This window comes from Nitratidesulfovibrio sp. D1, assembly GCF_051133415.1.
Taxonomy (GTDB): Bacteria; Desulfobacterota; Desulfovibrionia; order Desulfovibrionales; family Desulfovibrionaceae; genus Cupidesulfovibrio.
On the sequence record NZ_JBPGNZ010000002.1, the window covers coordinates 427,784 to 447,798 of the forward strand.

Annotated in this window: 13 protein-coding genes and 1 tRNA gene; 11 read left to right on the top strand and 3 right to left on the bottom strand. The window is 69.5% G+C overall.

Annotation, left to right across the window (positions count from 1 at the left end; genetic code table 11):
• The first annotated feature begins 5 nt into the window (after positions 1–5).
• Genes ACR4XJ_RS04995 through ACR4XJ_RS05005 form a run of 3 tightly spaced genes read left to right on the top strand, consistent with a single transcriptional unit; the run spans position 6 to position 3,249 of the window.
• A complete protein-coding gene (locus ACR4XJ_RS04995) occupies positions 6–716 on the top strand; it encodes an ABC transporter ATP-binding protein (RefSeq protein ID WP_434754318.1) in 711 nt (236 codons plus the stop codon).
• Complete coding sequence (locus ACR4XJ_RS05000) at positions 713–1,969, top strand: ABC transporter permease (RefSeq protein ID WP_434754169.1); 1,257 nt, start codon at positions 713–715, stop codon at positions 1,967–1,969. The genes ACR4XJ_RS04995 and ACR4XJ_RS05000 overlap by 4 nt, the downstream gene beginning before the upstream one ends.
• A complete protein-coding gene (locus ACR4XJ_RS05005; RefSeq protein ID WP_434754170.1) occupies positions 1,966–3,249 on the top strand; it encodes an ABC transporter permease in 1,284 nt (427 codons plus the stop codon). The genes ACR4XJ_RS05000 and ACR4XJ_RS05005 overlap by 4 nt, the downstream gene beginning before the upstream one ends.
• Before the next feature lie 76 nt (positions 3,250–3,325).
• On the opposite strand, the gene ACR4XJ_RS05010 is transcribed toward ACR4XJ_RS05005, so the two are convergent.
• Positions 3,326–3,402: transfer RNA gene (locus ACR4XJ_RS05010), tRNA-Met, on the bottom strand.
• Positions 3,403–3,513: 111 nt separating this feature from the next.
• On the opposite strand from ACR4XJ_RS05010, the gene ACR4XJ_RS05015 reads away from it, so the two are divergent.
• The 3 genes from ACR4XJ_RS05015 (at position 3,514) to ACR4XJ_RS05025 (ending at position 5,566) form a co-directional block, all read left to right on the top strand.
• Positions 3,514–4,236 carry a glycosyltransferase family 2 protein gene (locus ACR4XJ_RS05015; protein ID WP_434754171.1) on the top strand — a complete coding sequence of 241 codons (723 nt, stop codon included), beginning with the start codon at positions 3,514–3,516 and terminating at the stop codon, positions 4,234–4,236.
• A gap of 96 nt (positions 4,237–4,332) precedes the next feature.
• Positions 4,333–4,650 carry a hypothetical protein gene (locus ACR4XJ_RS05020; RefSeq protein WP_434754172.1) on the top strand — a complete coding sequence of 106 codons (318 nt, stop codon included), beginning with the start codon at positions 4,333–4,335 and terminating at the stop codon, positions 4,648–4,650.
• A 151-nt stretch (positions 4,651–4,801) separates the two neighbouring features.
• Positions 4,802–5,566: a TVP38/TMEM64 family protein gene (locus ACR4XJ_RS05025; RefSeq protein WP_434754173.1), complete on the top strand. Its 765-nt coding sequence runs from the start codon at positions 4,802–4,804 to the stop codon at positions 5,564–5,566.
• A gap of 110 nt (positions 5,567–5,676) precedes the next feature.
• On the opposite strand, the gene metG is transcribed toward ACR4XJ_RS05025, so the two are convergent.
• Positions 5,677–7,662 (bottom strand): methionine--tRNA ligase, encoded by a 1,986-nt coding sequence (gene metG, locus ACR4XJ_RS05030; protein WP_434754174.1) that lies wholly within the window; start codon positions 7,660–7,662, stop codon positions 5,677–5,679.
• Positions 7,663–7,797: 135 nt separating this feature from the next.
• Positions 7,798–9,378, bottom strand: coding sequence for a regulatory iron-sulfur-containing complex subunit RicT (ricT, locus tag ACR4XJ_RS05035; protein WP_434754175.1), 1,581 nt, complete (start codon positions 9,376–9,378; stop codon positions 7,798–7,800).
• 299 nt (positions 9,379–9,677) lie between these two features.
• On the opposite strand from ricT, the gene ACR4XJ_RS05040 reads away from it, so the two are divergent.
• From ACR4XJ_RS05040 to ACR4XJ_RS05060, 5 genes are all read left to right on the top strand, one after another.
• Entirely contained in the window at positions 9,678–10,235 is a 558-nt protein-coding gene (locus ACR4XJ_RS05040) for an HDIG domain-containing metalloprotein (protein ID WP_434754176.1), read from the top strand.
• 151 nt (positions 10,236–10,386) lie between these two features.
• Positions 10,387–11,382: a glycosyltransferase family 2 protein gene (locus ACR4XJ_RS05045; protein ID WP_434754177.1), complete on the top strand. Its 996-nt coding sequence runs from the start codon at positions 10,387–10,389 to the stop codon at positions 11,380–11,382.
• 368 nt (positions 11,383–11,750) lie between these two features.
• Entirely contained in the window at positions 11,751–13,097 is a 1,347-nt protein-coding gene (locus tag ACR4XJ_RS05050) for an ATP-dependent 6-phosphofructokinase (RefSeq protein WP_434754178.1), read from the top strand.
• 183 nt (positions 13,098–13,280) lie between these two features.
• Entirely contained in the window at positions 13,281–16,676 is a 3,396-nt protein-coding gene (locus ACR4XJ_RS05055; RefSeq protein ID WP_434754179.1) for a UvrD-helicase domain-containing protein, read from the top strand.
• Complete coding sequence (locus ACR4XJ_RS05060; protein ID WP_434754180.1) at positions 16,673–19,924, top strand: PD-(D/E)XK nuclease family protein; 3,252 nt, start codon at positions 16,673–16,675, stop codon at positions 19,922–19,924. The genes ACR4XJ_RS05055 and ACR4XJ_RS05060 overlap by 4 nt, the downstream gene beginning before the upstream one ends.
• The last annotated feature ends 91 nt before the right edge of the window (positions 19,925–20,015 follow it).

Genomic DNA, 20,015 nt, shown 5'->3' on the forward strand with positions numbered 1-20,015 from the left:
GAACGATGCTCCACGGGGCAGCCTCCGCCCCGGACGATACCGCCCCGGTCGTCAGCCTGCGCGGCATCACCCGCAGCTACCCGCAGGGCGAGGCCATGGTGGAAGTACTGCACGACATATCCTGCGATGTGCGGCGGGGAGACTTCGTGGCGCTGACGGGCAGTTCCGGGTCCGGAAAGTCCACCCTGCTGCACATCCTGGGGCTGCTGGACCGTCCCACCTCCGGAACCTACCTGCTCAGCGGGCGCGACACCCAGACCCTGGACGACGACGCCCGCAGCGGGCTGCGCGGGCGCAGCATCGGCTTCGTGTTCCAGAACTTCTACCTGCTCTCCTACGCCACGGCGCTGGAGAACGTCCTGCTGCCGGGGGCGTACAGCGCGACGCCCCACAGGCAACTGCACGAACGCGCCCTGCACCTGATGGAGCAGGTGGGCCTTGCCGACCGCATGCACCACACCCCGGCCCGCCTTTCGGGCGGCCAGCAGCAGCGGGTGGCCATTGCCCGCGCTCTGCTGCACGAGCCGGACATGATGCTGGCCGACGAACCCACGGGTCAGCTCGACTCCGCCACGGGCTCGGCCATTCTCGACCTGTTCGCGCGGATCAACGCCGGGGGAACCACGGTGGTCATCGTCACCCACGACGAAAAGGTGGCCACGGCCGCGCGGCGGCGCATCCGCATGCAGGACGGCAGGATGGTGGACGCGGCATGAATTCGCGGGACAAGGGCCGCGTTCCGGTGCTGGCCGTGCTGCCGCGCGTGCTGCGCCTTGCGCTGCGCACCATCGTGGTGTTCAGGGCGCGCAGCGTGTTCATCGTGCTGGCCGTGGCCTTCGGCGTGGCCGCGCTGACCGTCATCGTGGCCGCCATGGAGGGCGCGGGCAGGAAGGCCGAGGAACTCGCCGACACCTTCGGCCCTTCGGCCATCTTCGTGGCCGGGGGCAACCTGATGTACCAGCCCATGGGCAACCGCCCGCGCACCCTCACCTGGAACGACGTGCGCCGCGTGGGCAGCGAGTTGCCCGGCGCGGTCGCCGTCCAGCCGTTCCTGCTGCGCGAGAAGATGCCCGCCAGCGGCGGGGGCCGACGCCATCTCGTGGCCAGCGTGGTGGGCACCGGGGAAAACTACCGGGCCACGTGGAACTGGCCGCTGGCGGAAGGCGAGGACTTCACCGCCGCCGACGTGCAGGGCGGCGCGGGGGTCTGCCTGTTGGGCAGCATGGTGGCGCGCGGGCTGTTCGGTTCGCGCAGCCCGGTGGGCGACGTGGTGGTGCTGGACCGCGTGCCCCTTGTGGTGCGCGGCGTGCTGCAACCCCGGAACATCGTGGCCGCCGGAGTGGAGCAGGACGACCGCATCGTCCTGCCCGCGACCACCATGGTGCGCCGGTTCAACCTGGACCGCACCTACCTGAACGGCATCCGCATCAACTTCGCCTCGCCCGAGGGGATGGACGGCAACGCCAAACGGGTGCAGGCCCTGCTGCGCGTGCTGCACGACAGGCAGCCGGGCGAGGCCGACGACTTCCTGGTGGTTTCGCCGCTGGTGGTGCTGCGCTTCGTCAGCTTCCTGAAGGGGGGCTTCGGGGTCTTCCTGGGCGTGACGGCGCTGGCCGCCCTGCTGGTGGGCGGGTTCATCCTCGCCAACCTGTTCCACCTGTCCGTGGCCGAACGGCAGACGGAAATCGGCATGAAGAAGGCCATCGGCGCCACCGACGCCGCCATCCTGACGCAGTTCCTGGCCGAAGCCCTGTACCTTACCACGCTGGGGGCCATGGCGGGGCTTGGGCTCGGCCTCGTCATCGCGCGGATGCTGGAACGGCTGGACATGCTGACGCTGCGCCTCTCACCCGCCGTGTTCATGGCCGCCTTCGTAGCGGCGCTGGCCGTGGCGCTGGTTTTCGGCCTGCAACCCGCCCGGCGCGCCGCGCGCATGGAACCGGTGACCGCGCTGAAGGAGGGGGCATGACCACGCCGCAAACGAAACCGGCGGCGAGGCGGATATCCCTCCTCACGGCGTTCCTTTCGCGCCGTGGCAACCTGCGCATCGCGTTGCGGGCGCTGTCCACGCACCGGCTGCGCACCGTGCTCGCCATCTTGGGCGTGTTCCTGGGAGCCTTCATGCTGACGCTGGTGCTGCACATCTCGCAGGCCGTGGGGCTGAAGGTGACCAATGAAAGCAACAGGTTGGGGGCCAACGTGGCGGACGTCACGGCGGGCACGGTGACCATGACGCGCGGCGACAACAACCGCGCGGGCGGGCGCAACGCGGCCACCCTGACCCTGGACGACGCGCGGGCCATCGAACAGGGTGTCCCCCGCGTGGAACTGGTCGTGCCCTACGCCATGTCCACCAGGCCGGTGACCAAAGGGCGGCGCAACACGTCGTGCCCCGTGGTGGGCGCCGGGGCCGCGTTTCCGGACATGCGCAACATGGAACTGCTGTGCGGGAGTTTCTTCCGCGAAGGGGACGTGGCCTCCAAGGCCCTGGTCTGCGTGCCGGGGTATGAGATAGCGGCCCGGCTGTTCGACGAACCGGCGCGGGCGTTGGGCCAGCGGCTGCGCTTCGGCAGCCGTGAACTGCTGGTCGTCGGGGTGATGGCCCAGAAGGGGCAGGACGCCACGGGCGTCAACGTGGACGAGCAGATCTACGTGCCCGTAACCACCTTCATGGAACGCCTGACCACGCAGGAACATATTTCCGGCATCCTGCTGCGCGTGGCCTCGCGCGATGCCGTGCCCGGCGTGCAGGCGGCGGTGGGCACGCTGCTGCGCGCACGGCACCACCTGACGCCCGGCCAGCCGGACGACTTCGGCGTCGCCTTTTCCGAACAGGTCAACGAGATGCAGGCCAAGGCCATGGGGCTGGTGCGCGTGCTCGGGGCCATAGGAGCCGGGATATCCTTTTCCATCGGCACGCTGGGCATCCTGTCCATCATGACCATCATCGTGCGGGCGCGCAGGCTGGAAATCGGCGTGCGCAGGGCCGTGGGAGCCACGAAACGCAACATCGTCGGACAGTTCCTGTTCGAATCCGTGCTCATGGCCGGTACCGGGGGGCTGCTGGGGGTGGCGGTGGCCCTCGGCATCGCCTCGGCGGTGTATGCGGCGGGCGTGCTGCCAGCGGCCTACGACCCGCCCCTGGCCGTGGGCGTGCTGCTGGCCTCCGCCGGGTGCGGCCTCATGGCGGGGGCATACCCGGCATGGCAGGCCGCCCGCGTGGACGTCATCCGGACGCTGCGCGGCTGAGCCAGGAACAGGGCAGAAAAAGGGCAGGAAAAGGAAAAAGCCGTTACGGAGCGACTCCATAACGGCTTGACCTTTCTGGTTGCGGGGGCCGGATTTGAACCGACGACCTTCGGGTTATGAGCCCGACGAGCTACCGAGCTGCTCCACCCCGCGACACGATGTGGGGCTTCCCGCCCCAGCGAAGAAGGTGTGTATACGCGGGGGCGGCCGGACTGTCAACCGCACATTTACATCGCCGGGCAAATTCCTTATGTAGTGCGGGCCATGCAGAACATCACCTCACTCTCCGTCGTGCTGCCCGTGTACAACGAGCAGGACAACCTGCCCGCCCTGTTCGAGGAAATCCGCCGCTCCCTCGCCAATCTTGGCAAGGAGTGGGAAGTGCTGTTCGTGGACGACGGCAGCAAGGACCGCAGCCTTGAGGTCATCAAGGGCCTGGCGGCCGGGCATCCCCAGGTCCGCTACCTGTCGTTCCGCAAGAACTGCGGGCAGTCCGCCGCGTTCGCGGCCGGATTCCAGGCCGCGCGGTACGAGGTCATCGTGACCATGGACGCCGACCTGCAGAACGACCCCGCGGACATCCCCGCCATGCTCGCCGAATACGAGCGCGGGTACGACATGGTCATCGGCTGGCGCGCCAAGCGCAAGGACACCTTCGCCAAGCGCATCGCCTCGAAATGGGCCAACGCCATCCGCAACCGCCTGACCGGCGAAACGGTGAAGGACACCGGCTGCTCGCTGAAGGTGCTGCGCACCGCCATGGCCCGGCGCATTCCCATGTTCACCGGCATGCACCGTTTTCTGCCCACGCTGATGAAAATGCAGGGCGCCACCGTGGCCGAACTGAAGGTGAACCACCGCCCGCGCCTGCACGGCGTTTCCAAGTACGGGGCCTTCAGCCGCGCCAAGACCGCCGCCTTCGACCTGCTGGCCGTGGCGTGGATGAAGCGCCGCTACATCAACTACGACATCGCCGAGCGCAACTAGGCGCGGGACATCCGGCCGGGACGACCTTCCCTCTTCGCCGCCACTGGCCACCGCCGTCGCGCCGCCCGGATACGCCACACGGACACGCCGTACCGCATGGACACCCTTGAATGGACGCTCTGGCCCGCCCGCTGGGCCATCCTGCTCACTGGCCTGCTGGCGCAGGTCGCCGTGCTGGCGTGGACGATGCGCCGTGGCCGGGGACCAGATTCCGCCGGGGCCGCCCCGCGTGACGGAACGCCACACGCCCGTCATCACACGGCCGCGCCCGGCCCGCGCATCCCACGCATCCCGCCCATCGTCATGCTGACCGGCGGCGGGCTGGTGGCCCTCTTCGCCCTGCTGGAACGCGACATGCTGCTGCTGTCCGGGCAGGTGCTGGCCCTGCCCCTGCTCTGGCCGCGACAGCGCTGACGCCGCCCCGGCACCTTGACGTCATGGCCCGTTGCCGCTACTGCCCACATGCGGCCCATACCGCCCGCCGGCCTCTGGCCCAATCCCGGCAGCCGCAATGGAAAACCGGCCGCTTCCGTCCACCCTCACCCGGCCCCTGCCATCGCCCCGCATGACCACTCGCCCCACCCGACTGCTCAAACGCGTGCTCAAGGGTGCGTTCGTCTTCCTCGGCCTTGCGGCCGCCATCGCGCTGCTGCGCCTTTCCGGCCTGCATGACGCCCTGGACACCGCCTGGGTGGACGCCAACATCCGCGACCACGGCTTCTCCGGGCTGGCCCTGTACCTTGGCGTGGGCTGCCTGCTCACCGCCGTGGGCATGCCCCGGCAGGTGGTCGGCTTCCTGGGCGGCTACGCCTTCGGCGCGGCGCTGGGCACGGTGTGGGGCACGCTGGCCACGGCCATGGGCTGCGTGGTCACCTTCTATTACGCGCGGCTGGCCGGGCAGTCGTTCGTGGCGCGCCGGTTCAGCCGCCGGGTGGCGAAGATCAACGCCTTTCTCGGGCGCGACCCGTTCACCATGTCGTTCATCATCCGCTGCCTGCCGGTGGGCAACAACATGCTGACCAACCTGCTGGCCGGGGTCAGCGCCATTCCCGCGCTGCCCTTCTTCGCCGGGTCGGCCGCCGGATACGTGCCGCAGACCTTCATCTTCGCCCTGCTGGGCAGCGGCGTGCGCGTCTCGCCCGAGTTGCGCACCACCGCCAGCGCGGTGCTGTTCGTGGTCTCCAGCCTGCTGGGCTACCTGCTGTACCGCCGCTACCGGGTGGACGACACCCTGGAAGCCCCGGAGGAAGAGCCGGAGGACGGCGACGGCAACGGGGCTGGCGACGCAGGCAACGGCAGCGCCACGCTCACCGACACCAAGAGCGAATAGCCGGACAGCCCGACACGCCCATCCGGCTTTCCGCAACGAAAAACCGCCCGCCGACATGCATCGGCGGGCGGTTTGCGTTTCAGAGTCCGGCCCGGTTCCGGAAAACCCCGTTACGACACCTTGGCCCCGTTGGCCACGGGGCCGGACGCGGCCACCAACTGCATGCCGCCCTCGGTGCGCACCGCAAGGATCATCCCCTGCGATTCCAGGCCGCGCAGCTTGCGCGGGGCAAGGTTGGCCACAACGGCCACCTGCCGCCCCAGCAGGAAATCGGGCTCGAAGTATTCGGCCAGCCCCGCCACGATCTGGCGCGGGGCCGCTTCGCCAAGGTCCACCTCCACCCGGTACAGCTTGTCGGCGTTGGGGTGGCGTTCCACCACCAGCACCGTACCGAAGCGGATGTCCAGCTTCTGGAAGTCGGCGAATTCGATGGTGGCGGGCACGTCACCAGCAGCAGATGTGACAGCAGGCGCGGCGGCCTGCGCGGGGGCGGCGGCCGCCTTGTCCTTCTTCTTGCCTTCCGCCTTGCCGGACTTTTCGCCTCTGGCCGCTTCCGGCTTTTCCAGTTCCACGCGGGGGAACAGGTTGGACGATGCCGCCACCGTGGTACCGGCGGCCAGCCCGCCCCAGCGGTCGGCCTCTTCCGCCAGATGCACGGAGGCCGGGTCCAGCGTCTGGCCCAGCTGATCCAGCAAGATGCCGGACGCCTCGGGCATCACCGGCCACAGGTGCACGGCCACCTTGCGCATGCATTCCAGCATCACGTACATGACGGTGCCCAGGCGTTCGGTGTCGCCCTGCTTGAACAGGGCCCACGGCGCGGCGTGGTCCACGTAGCGGTTCAGGGCGCGCACCAGTTCCCACAGCGATTCCAGCGCGTTGGAGAAACGCACCCGCTCGAACAACCGCACGTAGTTGCGCTGGGCCTCTTCCGCCAGCGAGCGGATGGCCTCGTCGTCCTCGGTCAGCGGGCCCTGCGCGGGCACCACGCCGCCGAAGTACTTGGCGGTCATGGACAGCACGCGGCTGAACAGGTTGCCGAGGTCGTTGGCAAGGTCCGCGTTCAGGCGGGCCACCAGCGCGTCCTCGGAAAAGCTGGCGTCGCTGCCGAAGTGCATCTCGCGCAGCAGGAAGTAGCGGAAGGCGCTCAGGCCGTACTTGTCGATCATGGACAGCGGGTCCACCACGTTGCCCAGCGACTTGGACATCTTGGTGTCGCGCACCAGCCAGTAGCCGTGCACGTTCAGGTTGTTGTAGGGCTCAAGCCCCGCCGCCTTGAGCATGGTGGGCCAGAACACCGCGTGAGGCTTCAGGATGTCCTTGGCCACCAGATGCTGCACGCCGGGCCAGAAGCGGTTGAATTTCTCGCCGCTAGGCCAGCCCAGCGCGGAAATGTAGTTGATCAGCGCGTCGAACCACACGTAGCACACGTACCCGGTGTCGAACGGCAGTTCGATGCCCCAGGTCAGGCGGGACTTGGGACGCGAGATGCACAGGTCTTCCAGCGCGCCGCTGTCCAGAATGCCCAAGACCTCGCTGCGGTAGCGTTCCGGCCGGATGAAGTCGGGGTTGTCCAGGATGTACTGGCGCAGCCAGTCCTGATACTTGGACATGCGGAAGAAGTAGTTCTTCTCGCTGATGTATTCCGGCTTCACCTGATGCTGGGGACACAGGCCGTTCTCCAGTTCCTTCTCGGTGTAGAACCGTTCGCACCCGTAACAGTAGTGGCCGCCGTACTCCCCGAAGTAGATGTCGCCGCTGTCGTAGACCTTCTGCAGCACGTCCTGCACGCACTTCTTGTGCACCGGATCGGTGGTGCGAATGAACTGGTCGTACTCCACGCCCAGGTGCGGCCACAAATCGCGGAACTGCGTGCTCACGCCGTCCACGAATTCCTGCGGCGAACACCCGGCCTTTTCGGCCGCCTGCACGATCTTGTCGCCGTGCTCGTCGGTGCCGGTAAGAAAGTAGGTCTCCTTGCCCAGCAGCCGGTGGAAGCGGCGCAGCGAATCGGCCACGATGGTGGTGTAGGCGTGGCCGAGGTGCGGCTTGGCGTTGACGTAGTAGATGGGTGTAGTGATGTAGAAGCGGTCCACGTGTGTCTCCCGATTCGGGCGATGCGGGCGGTGCGGGCCTGCCGCGCCGCCGTTCCGATATGATGGCCGCCCCCGGCGCATGCCGGGGGCGGAAACTGTTGCCTGTATGGCCGCCGGACCGGCGGATGCCGTCAGCTATTCGCTGCCGTGGCCGCCGGAACCGCCCTCGCCCCTTCCCCCTTCGCGGGGGCGGGAGGGACGCCGCTTGCGCTTGCGCCGCCCCCGGCTGGAACGCAGGGTGGCCGGATCGGTGTTCTTCAGCGGCCCGCGCGCGCGCGGCATGGCAATGGCCGCCGGTGCGCCCGCGGCGGGGGGCGTCACGGCCGGAGCAGCACCGGAAGGCGCTGGCCCGGAAGAAACTGCGCCTGACGCCGGGGCATCCGCGCCGGGGGCCTGCGCCGCGTCGCCGCCAGCGGGACCGGAGGGCGCCGCTGCCGCCGGGGCAGCCAATTCTCCATCCGGCTCGGGAACCGCCGGAGGCGCCGCTTCCGCCGGAGCGGCCGCTGCGCCTTCGGTTGCGCCTCCGGTTGTACCGGACACGCCGGGTGCCGTGGCCAGCGCTTCGGGGGCGTCAGCCACCTCGGCCCGTGGCGCGGGGTCGCCGGTCATGAACGTATCGAATGTGACGGAGAACTCGGCCTGGGCAATGCTGCCCGCCGGTGCCGCCTCGCGCGGGGCGGACTGTCCGTCATACTGGGCGTGCGGGGCGCGGCCTTCGCGCCGGTCTGGCCGGTCGGGCCGATCGCCGCGTTCGGAGCGCTCTCCGCGTTCGGACCTGCGTCCGTCGCGCCCTTCCCGCCCGTCACGGCCTTCACGCGGGGCCTGGCCTTCCGGCCCATCGCCACGGCGTTCGTGATGCCCCTCGGGGCGTCCGCCACCGGGACCGCCGCCTCCCTGATCGGGACGGCGCGGCTCCATCTGCTGCCATTCTTCCAGCGTGACCTCGACTTCTTCGTTGGTCTCGGTCAGCAGGGCCAGGCTGCCCCGGAACATGTTGGCGCGCAGCACCTTCACCGCGCCGCGCGTGGTCAGGTACTTCTTGCCGAGACGCGGGCAGCGCCGGTGGAATTCCTCGTAGTTTTCCTGCTCGTAGCTCAGGCAGCACAGCAGACGCCCGCAGATGCCCGAAATCTTGGCCGGATTCAGGAACAGATTCTGTTCCTTGGCCATCTTGATGGTGACCGGGGCGAACTTGCGCAGAAAACGGCGGCAGCAGCAGACCATGCCGCAGTTGCCCACCGCCCCGATCATCTGCGTTTCGTGACGCACGCCGATCTGGCGCAGTTCGATACGGGTGCGGTAGTTCTTGACCAGGTCCTTGACCAGTTCGCGGAAGTCGATGCGGGTGGGCGCGGTGAAGTAGAAGATGATCTTGCTGCGGTCGAAGAAGACCTCGACGTCCACCAGCTTCATCTCCAGGTCGCGGCCCCGGATGCACTCGTTGCAGAAGGCGCGGGCCTCTTCGCCCAGCTTCTCGTTTTCCGCCGCCTGCTCCAGGTCTTCGCCGCCCGCCACGCGCAGGATGGGCTTCAGGTCGCCCTCGGCCTCGCCGGCGTCTTCGGGCAGGTCGTCGCGCAGGGCCACCACTTCGCCAATGCCCTGGCCCTGATCCGTTTCCACTATCGCCCTGTCGCCCACGGCAACGGGCTGCCCGCCACTGAGAAAGTAGTATATCTGTCCGTATTCACGGAATTTTATGCCGAGTATTCGTTCCATCGTGCTCGCCGGTTGCAGCCGGTTGACGCCTATCCGGAAACATTCCGGCGGAAGGGGATGCGGGCGGATTGCGCCGCATGGCCGCGTGACGGCCATCCCCGCCTTCCTTGGCGAAATAACCTCCTCTTTTCCGCTTTTATGGGGCACGTGTCAACAAAGCCGCGCCCCGCGCGGGCCCGGCGGCGCCGCCCCGGCCAAAGCGGACCCCGCGTCCGGCGGTTGCAACGCCCGTGCTCGTACCGTACAAGGTCCGGAGACCATGTGACCCGTTTCACGAAGACCGTCTTCCGGAGGCCCCCATGCTCCCCCGCGCCGAAGCCATCGAACTGCTGCGTTCGCACAACCCGGAACCCCACCTCGTCCAGCACGCCCTGGCGACCGAGGCCGTCATGCGCGGCCTGGCCGCGCGCCTGGGGCAGGACGCCGAACTGTGGGGGCTGGCCGGGCTGCTGCACGACATCGACTACCCGCTCACCAAGGACACCCCCGAACACCATGGCCTGGTGGCCGTGGACCTCATCGGCGACAGGCTGCCGCCAGAGGCCGTGCAGGCCATCGTGGCCCACAACAGCGAATGCACCGGGCGCGAGCCCGCCAGCCTGTTCGACCGCGCCCTGCGCTGTGGCGAAAGCGTCACCGGCCTGGTCAGCGCCGCCGCGCTGGTGCGCCCCACCGGCATGGACGGCATGCAGGCCTCCAGCCTGAAAAAGAAGATGAAGGACAAGGCGTTCGCCGCCAGCGTCAGCCGCGAACGAATCCGCGAGTGCGAGGCCATCGGCCTTGAACTCGGCGAATTCCTGACCATCGCCATTGAGGCCATGACGCCGGCCGCCGCCGAACTGGGCCTGCTCCGGTGAGGATGCTCCGGTGAGGATGGGCCGGCACGGGTAGCTCCGCACCGGACAACCGGGATGGCCGTACTCCCGGCCCTTCCCCATTCCGGACCAGTTCCGCCCCCGGCCTTCCGCCCCCGGCGCCCAACGCACAACAGCCCCAAAGGAACCCCGCATGAAGCTCTCGTTCGTCATCGTCGCCGCCAACGCGGCGAAGTACATCGGCGACTGTCTTGCCTCGGTCCGCGCCGCCGCGGCCGAAATGACGGGCCTTGCCGAATCCGCCGACATCATCGTGGTGGACCGCGCTTCCACCGACGCCACCGTGCGCAACGCGCGCGACATCGCGCCAGAGGCCGTGCTGGTGGAAGCCCCGGCGGGCGCAGGCTTCGCCGCCGCCGCCAACCTGGGCATCGCCCGCGCCACCGGCGACGTGATCATCTTCGTGGACCCGGCCGCCACCCTGTGCCCCGGCGCGGCCCGCCGCCTGGCGGAACACATGGACACCACCCCCGCCTGCATGGTGGCGGGCGGCATGGTCACCGGCCCCAAGGACGCCGTGCTGCGCGGCGCGGCCCGCCTGCCCGGCCTGATCGTGAAGCTGGCCCGCCTCAGCGGGTTGCCCGGCCGCCTGCCGCGCACCTGGTTCAACTGGCCCGCCTACGGCGAAAAGCACTTCCAGCAGCCCACCCGCGTGCAGTCCGTCTCGCTGGCCTTCGCCGCCGTGAAGACCGCCGCCCTGCGCAAGCTGGGGCCGCTGGACGAACGCTTCCATGGCGACGAGTTCACCGGGCACGACCTGTGCCGCCGCATCCGCCGCGCCGTGATGTTCGGCTGGAACGTGGCCGTGGTGCCGCAGGCCCGCGCCTGCGCGCAGGACGCCTTCGTCCTGCGGCCCGAAGTCGAGGACTTCGACCTGAACGGCAACGGCGTGGTGCGCGCCCGCGTGCGCGACGAAATGCTGTACGTGTGGAAGAACTACTGCGTGCTCACCTCGCTGGGCAACAGCCTGCTGGAACTGGCCGGCACCTGCGTGCGCTACGCGGTGGCCGTGCTGCCCGGCATCGGCTGCGACAAGTGCGCCCGCCACAACGCGGCCGTGCTGCGCGAAACCTCGCAGGCCATGCTGGACACCCAACTGGGCATGCAGTACCCCACCACCCCCTGGTAGCTCCGGCGGCAGTTGCGCCAACGCAGCCCTTCCCCGCGCGGAAAGGCTGGCCGGTAAGGATGAAGGCAACGGGCGGGCGGCGCAGGCCGTCCGCCCGTCATCTTCCCGGCGTGGAAGGCAGTGGAGGCGTTCACGCCGTGCCCCCCGCCGTGTCCCCCGCCGTGTCCCATGACGCGTCCCGTGACGCGCGGGCGCGCAGGCTGGCCTTATGGGCCGCGCCGTGCTATCGTATACGGGTATCTCCGAAGAAAACCACACGAAATGCCAGCCGTCCGGTTCCGGCCAACTCGTCCGGTTCCCCCGGCCCGCCCGGCTCACCCGGTTCCGCCACCTCACTCCAAGCCGCCAGTCCCAGGAGGACAGACCGCATGCCCTCGACCCATTTCGACAACGGCGTCCTGCAACTGGACACCACCATCCCCGTCCTGGGACCGGCCAAGATCCCCACCCCGCTCTGCTACGGCAGCTACGCCGACGAACAGGGCATCCCCCTGTTCCTCGACCGCGAACACATCGCCGAACTGGGCGCGGAATCGGTGCCCCTGCTGTTCGAGCCCGCCGGGCCGCGCAGCCACCTGTATTTCGACTCCTCCAAGACCAAGTGCGCCATCGTCACCTGCGGCGGCCTGTGCCCCGGCATCAACGACGTGATCCGGGCCATCGTCATGGAGGCGTACCACGCCTACAACGTGCCCGCCGTCATCGGCATCCGCTACGGGCTCGAAGGGTTCATCCCCAAGTACCGCCACGAGTTCATGGAACTGACTCCGGACAAGGTCTCGGATATCCACCAGTTCGGCGGCACCATCCTGGCCTCGTCGCGCGGGCCGCAGTCGCCCGAAGAGGTGGTGGACGCGCTGGAGCGCATGAACGTCAGCGCCCTGTTCATGATCGGCGGCGACGGCACCATGCGCGCGGCGTCGGGCATCGTGGCCGAAATCGCGCGGCGCAACCTGCGCATCTCGGTCATCGGCATCCCCAAGACCATCGACAACGACATCAACTTCATCAGCCAGTCGTTCGGCTTCGAGACCGCCGTGTACAAGGCCACGGAGGCCATCCAGTGCGCCCACGTGGAAGCGCTGGGGGCCATGAACGGCGTGGGCTTGGTCAAGCTGATGGGCCGCGAGTCGGGCTTCATCGCCGCGCACGCCACCCTTTCGCTGAAAGAGGTGAACTTCGTGCTCATCCCCGAGGTGCGCTTTGCCCTGCACGGCGAAGGGGGCCTGCTGCCCGCGCTGGAAAAGCGGCTGCGCTCGCGCGCCCACGCGGTGATCGTGGTGGCCGAGGGCGCGGGCCAGCACCTGCTGGAAGGCACCGGCGAAACCGACGCCTCGGGCAACCCCATCCTGGGCGACATCGCCACCCTGCTGCGCTCGGAAATCAAGCGTTACTGCGACGAGCATTCGCTGCCCTTCGCCCTGAAGTACATCGACCCCAGCTACATCATCCGTTCCGTGCCCGCCAACGCCAACGACCGGGTGTACTGCGGCTTTCTGGGCCAGCACGCCGTGCACGCCGCCATGGCCGGGCGCACCGGCATGGTGGTGTCCAAGCTGATGGACCGCTACGTGCACCTGCCGCTGGACCTGGTGACGCGCACCCGGCGCAAGCTGAACGTGGCGTCCGACTACTGGCGGGCCGTGCTGGAGTCCACCGGGCAGGTGGATCTGGCGGGGATGGTGCCCGATAGTACCCGCGCCTGCCCGATCTAGTTTCCGGAGGGGCTTTCCCCCTCTGGCTGCGTCAGCCGCCGTGTTCCGCTCGGGTCACGTACCGAAGAGTACGCTCCCCTCGCGGAACACGGGGCTTCCTTGCCAGACGACGAAATCCCCGTCCGGAAACGGTTTCGTGCACGTAATCAACTTTGATACTCTCGTTTCAAGCACATCCACCCCATGCCCACGCCAACGCTGACGCAGATCAAGGCATCCGCCGGATCGGGGAAGACCTACACCCTGACCCGGCGTTTCCTGGCGCTGCTGGCGGACGCGCGCGACGAGGACGGACGGGCCTGCGCGCTGGCCGTGGAGGGCGGGCACTGCTGGCCGGACATCCTGGCCGTGACCTTCACCAACAAGGCCGCGTCGGAGATGAAGGAGCGGGTCATCCGGCTGCTCAAGGAGCACGCCCTGGCCGATCCTGCCCAAGCCGGAAAAGGCGACGACGGGGCGTGGCCCCCGGCCCGCGCGGCCCGCTGGGTGGATATCATCCTGCGGCGCTACGGTGCGCTGAACATCCGCACCATCGACAGCCTGCTGACCATGCTGGTGCGTCTGGCCGCGCTGGAACTGTCCCTGCCGCCCGACTTCGAGCCGTCCTTCTCGCCCGACGAGTATTTCGAACCGCTGTACGACCTGATCCTGGACCGCGCCCGCCGGGGCGACGCGCAGTTGCGGGACGACGTGCGCGACGCCTGCCGCCTGCTGCTGTTCCACACCGATCTCAAGGGCTTCACCGTGGGGACCGGGCTGCGGATGCGCCTTTCGCAGTTGCTGCAACTGCACCTGGCGGAAGGCGGCATGTCCGCCCCCGGCCCGTTCGATGAGGATGCGCACCGGGGCGGCCTGCCCGACGTGGATACCGACGCCCTGGCCGCCAAGCTGGTGGCCATCCACACGGACATGCGGGATGCCACGGCCGCCCTGTCGCGCATCCTGGCCGAAGAGCAGCTTTCCGCCGCCGCGAACCTGTACAAGTTTCTGGACAAGTGCGCGGAGAACGGAGCCTTTTCCCCGCTGTCCAAATCCGCCTACCTGGAAAAGGGCGGGCTGGACGACTGCCTGCTCAAGAAATCGAAGGGCATTGCCAGCGACGAGGCGCGCGCGGCCTTCGACGCCTGGCGCGACGCCTGCAACGACTTTGCCGTGCGCGGGCGGCTCATCCAGCGCGCCTTGCAGGTGGCCCCGCTGGCCGGTCTGGCCCGGGCCATGGCCGCGCACCTGCCCGACTTCCAGCGGCGCGAGGGCAAGCTGCCCCAACCGCTCATCCCCCTGCACGCCCGCGACGTCCTGAACGGCGAGTTCGGCGTGTCGGAAGCCTTCTGCCGCATGGGCACGCGCCTTGCGCACATCCTCATCGACGAATTCCAGGACACCAGCCGCGACCAGTGGGCCGCCATCGAACCGCTGGCCGTGGAATGCCTGTCGCGCGGGGGCGGGCTGACCTGGGTGGGCGACGTGAAGCAGGCCATCTACGGCTGGCGCGGCGGCGATTCCGCCCTGTTCGACGACATCCTGGCATCGCCCGCGCTCACGGCCATCGTCCCGACTCCCAAGCGCGACACACTGCCCCGCAACTGGCGCAGCCGCGTGGCCATCGTACAGCACAACAACCTGGTGTTCGCGCAACTGGACGACCCGCTGCGCGCGCGGGGGGTGCTGTCGGCCATGCTGGGCGACAAGACGCCCGGCCACGTGCTGGACGAGGCCGCCGCGTCGGTGGCGCGGGCCTTTGCCGGGGCGGCGCAAGGGGTTCCGGACAGGACGTCCGCGCAGGGCGGGCTGGTGCGCATGGTGCCCGTGGCCGGAGAGGACAACGCCGACCTGCGCGACAAGGTGCGCCAGCAACTGCGCGCGCTGTTCCTGGACGATCTGGCCGCCCGCCGCCCGTGGCGTGACGTGGCCGTGCTGGTGCGCAAGAACGACGAATCCGCGCTGGTGGCCTCGTGGCTCATGGACTGGGGCGTGCCGGTGGTCACCGAGAACAGCCTGCGCCTGGCCGACCATCCGCTGGTCACGCAGACCGTGGCCCTGCTGGCCTTCCTGGACTACCCGCCCAACGCGCTGGCCCTGTGGGAAGTGCTGACCGGCGAGGAGTTGCTCGGCGGGGTCAGCGGCCTTTCCGGCCGCACGCTGCGCGACTGGCTGGCCGACCGTTCCGCCCGCGCCGCCGACGACCCGCGCGGCGGCAAGGGCCTGCTGGCCGATTTCCGGGCCACCTTCCCGGCCGCGTGGGAAACGTGGCTGGCCCCGTTCTACGCCCGCGCCGGGCTGATGGGTCCCTACGACACGGTGCGCGAAATCTTCGAACGCTTCCGCGTGGCGCAACGCCACCCGGAGGACATCGGCTACGTGCGCCGCTTTCTGGAGGTGGTGCACAACGCCGAGTCGCGCGGGCTCACCTCTCTGGCCACCTTCCTGGAGTTCTGGACCGAGAGCGGCGGTGAGGAAAAGGTGCCCATGCCCGAGGCCATGGACGCCGTGCGGGTGATGACCATGCACAAATCCAAGGGGCTGGAATTCCCGGTGGTGGTGATACCCTTCCACCACCAGCCCGACCGTACCGACCCGCCGCTGGTGGTGACGGAACTGGACGGCCAGCCGCTGCTGGCCCCGCTGTGCCCGGAAATGGGCGACCGCTACCACCGCGCGCAGGCGGCGGCCGCCGCCGAAAAGCTGCACCTGCTCTACGTGGGCTGGACGCGCCCGGTGGATGAACTGCACGCCTACGTCACCTCCACCCCGTTCGCGGAAAAGAATTCGTCGCTGCTGGCCGGGGTGCGCGCCCTGCTGACCGGGTGCGGCATCGGTACGGAGCAGGAGTACGTGACCGGCGCGGTGCCCCCGGCGCGGGAGACAGGTGCGCAGGGTGAAGCGGAAGCGCAGGCCGTGCCGCCCGATGTTCCGGACGCCCCCCCGCCCCCGTCGCCCCTCCCGTCACCAGACCAGTCGCCAGACCAGTCACCGGACACCGCCCCGTGGCGGCCCATGCAGTGGTTGCCGCGCCTGAAGATATTCCGCAACCAGCTGGAGGAATTCACCTTCACCGAACGGCGGCGCGGCATGCTGGTGCACGCCTGCCTGGAACAGCTGCGCCTTACCGGCAGCCCGGACCAGGACGCCGCACGCGCCGTGGCCCACGGCATGCGCGCCTTCCCCCTGCCGGTGCCGGAACCGGAGGCCACGGCCCGCGAACTCACCGCCATGCTGGCATGGCTGGCGGCGCTGCCCCAGGCCGCGCACTGGTTCACCCACGGCGTGCCGGAACAGTCCATCATGGACGCGCAGGGCAGCATCCACCGCACCGACCTCATGGTGGACGACGGCCAGACCTGCACCGTGGTGGAATGGAAGACCGGCCGCCCCTCGGACGACCACGTGGCCCAGGTGCGGCGCTACCTGGGCCTGCTGGCCGAGGCCGCCGGGCGCGGCCCCGGCGGGGTGCGCGGCGTGCTGGTGTACCTTGACGGACGGGTGGTCCGGCCCGTGGAACTGCCCGCCGCCCCGCTGCCCGGAACGACATCCGCCGGAACGACACCCGCCGGGACGACACCTGAAGGACATCGCCCGTGACCGGTCCAGACGACATCCTCATGCCCGGCGCGCCGTCCGCCGCCCGGTCCAGACGCGGGGCCACCCGCCGCGTTGCCGCGCGCGCCGCGTCCCGCGCCCCGCACGGCATCTCCGGGCCGCGCCCGTTCCTGATCTTTCCGTGGGACACGGACTTCCTGGCCGGGCTCACCGCCACGCTCGTCGAGGCCACCGGCGGCCGCCCCGGCGACGCCGTGTTCGTCTTTCCGCACGGGCGGCCCGGCCGCTATCTGGTGGACCGCATCCGCCGCGCCCCGGACATCGCCCGGCCCTGCCTGCTGCCCCGCGTGTTCACGGTGCGCCAGATGTTCGCCCTGCTGCGCGCCCATGCGGAAGACCCGGCCGCGCGCCCGGCCCGGCCCGTCCCCCTGCTGGACCGGGTGGGCCTGCTCATGGACTGCGTGCGCGGTCTGGCCCGCCCCGGCGACGAACTGCACGAACACCTCGCCGCCACGGACCAGCGCAGGTTCTTTCCGTGGGGCGTGCGCCTTGCCTCGCTGATGGAGGAATTCTTCGTCCAGAACCGCGTGCCGGAAGACTACCAGTACATGGAAGGGCAGGTGGCCCCCTTTGCCGCCGCCCTGCTGGGAGCGCTGGGCCGCATCCACGAGGCGTACGCGACAGCGTTGACGCAGCGCGGCTGGACCACGCCCGGCTTCGACGCCTTCCGCTCCGTGCGGCTGCTGCCGGGACCCGGTGAAACCGGCCGCGCCGCCGAACGCCCCGACGGCTTCACCCTGCCCCCGCTGCTGGCGGGCAAGCGGCTGTTCGTGGCCGGGTTCTCCACCCTCACCGGCACGGAAGAAGCGCTGTTCCTGCACCTGTGGCGGCACGAAGGGGCCACGGTGTGCCTGCATACCGACGCCGCCGTGGCGGAACTGGGCGCGCGCCCGGTGCACTGGACCTGCGAAGACCACGTGCGCTGGCTGACCTCGTGGCGGGCCGGGGCCGCGCTGGCCTGCCCGCCTTCCGGGCACGCTCCATCAATCGCTTTCCATGAAGGTTACGACCTGCATTCGCAATTGCTGGTCATGGAAGATGCGCTCCGCGCCACTGCCGCCCCATCCGACAATTTAAAAAAATCGAATCTAACACCAGCAATCGGAAGTACCGAAAGCAACGACACACCCTCGCCGGAAGTCGACGAACTGGCGGGCACGGCCGTGGTGCTGCCGGACACCGGCCTGCTCATGCCCGTGCTGCACCATCTGCCGGACAAGGACGTGAACATTTCCATGGGCTATCCGCTGGCGCGCTCCACTCTGGTGCGGCTGGTGGAAACCCTGATGCGCCTCCAGGAAACCGCCCGGCCCGCCACCTCGCTGTCCGGGCAGCAGGACGGGCAGCAGGACGAGCCGGACGAGGGCATGGGCGGCCTGCGCTACCACTGGCGCACGGTCATCGAGTGCATCCGCCACCCGTACCTGAAGATGCTGGAACTGGATGGCGAACGTCCCCTGCGCGACCTGTTCCACCTCATGGAAAACGCGGTGCGCGGCGGGGCCAGCTTCGTAGACCCGCGCACGCTGGCCCGCCAGGTGGCCCAGGCCGCGCCCGGCGGTGCCCACGGCCCGGCGGCCGCCCTGCTGTACCGCGTGCTGGACCTGTGCCTGACCCGCTGGGAAACGGCGGACACCCCGGCCCGCGTGGCCGATGCCGTGGGCGCGCTGTGCGATCTGCTGCTGGCCCACGGCGGCACCCTGTGGGAGCGCTTTCCCATCGACGCGGAATGCCTGTTCCGGCTCATGCAGCGGGTCATCCCCGCCCTGCGCGACTGCGAACTGGCGGACACGCCCTTCCCGCGCGAGGTATTGCACACCATCCTGCGGGAAACCCTGCGCGAGGAGCGCGTGCCCTTCGAGGCCACGCCCCTGGCCGGGTTGCAGGTGCTGGGCATGCTGGAAACGCGCCTGCTGCGTTTCCGCCGGGTCATCGTGCTGGACGCCACCGAGGACCGCCTGCCCGGCGCGCCGGGGCACGACCCGCTGCTGCCCGACAGCCTGCGCGCCATGGCCGGGCTGCCCGATTCCCGACGCCGCGAACGGGTGGCCGCGCACAACTTCCACCGCCTGCTGGCCGGGGCGGAAGAGGCCGTGCTGTGCTACCAGACCGGCGTGGACCGCAGCGGCCTGCTGGACGAAAAGAAGATCCGCAGCCGCTTCGTGGAAGAACTGCTGTGGCGCGAGGAACGCGCGCGCGGCGGACTGCTCTCCCCCGGCCAGCCGCCGCTGCATGCCGCCGCGTGCACGGTGCGCCCCTTCCGTTCCGCGCCGCGCCCCATCGAACGCACCCCGGCCATCGACGCCGCGTTGGGACGGCTGCTGGACGCGCCCGTGTCCCCCTCCACCCTCGACGCCTGGCTGACCTGCCCGGTGCGCTTCTTTCACGAACGGCTGGCCGGGCTGGCTCCGCCGGACGAGGTCAACGAAGGCGACGACCCGCTGGCCGTAGGCGACCTGCTGCACAAGGTGCTGCTGGACTTCCACCTGCCCCACAAGGGCCGCGAGGTGCGCCGCGCCGAGCTTTCCGCCGATCACCTGGCCCGCCTGTTCCTGCAACGGCTGGCCGCCTCCGACCTGTCCGGCCAGTCGGGCCGCCTGCCGCCCGACGCCCTGCTGATGCTGGAGGTGGCCGGGCCGGAACGCCTTGCCCGCTACCTGTCCCGCCAGCCGGAGCGCTTCACTGTGCTGGAACTGGAAGAGCCGGTGGAAGCCGCCATAGAGGTGCCGGGCAGCGCGGGCCGCCGCGTGCGCCGCCTGCATGGCCGGGTGGACCGGGTGGACCTGCGCGGGTTCGAGGACGGCGAAGGCGCGGTGATCCTGGACTACAAGACCGGCAAGGTGGAGTGGAGGCCGTCCGCGTGGTCCGACGACGCGCTGTGGGAACGCATCGAGATATGGACCCCCGACCGCGATCCCGATCTGCTGGCCGACGTGGCCGCCGCCCTGCACGGCGTGCAGTTGCCCGCCTACGTGCACATGTACGGGCAGCAATCCGGGCGCGACGTGCACGACGCCGCCTGGGTCATCCTGCGCGACGCCGGGCAGGAACTGCCCCTGTTCGGCGAGGGCATGGACGACGAAACCCGCGATACGGCCATCACCGCCCGCATCCCCGCCCTGCTCGCCTTCCTGCTGCGGCACATGGCCGAAGCGCCGTTGCTGCTGCCGCGCGACGGCAAACATTGCGACTGGTGCTCTTGCACGAAACTGTGTAAAATGCGTGGCTGAGGGAACGGGCCGCATCGGCCCTTCCGTGCCGCCAAGCGCGGCGTCCGCCCGGCCACGGCCCGGCGGCGCATGCGCCCGCGCAGTGGGGACT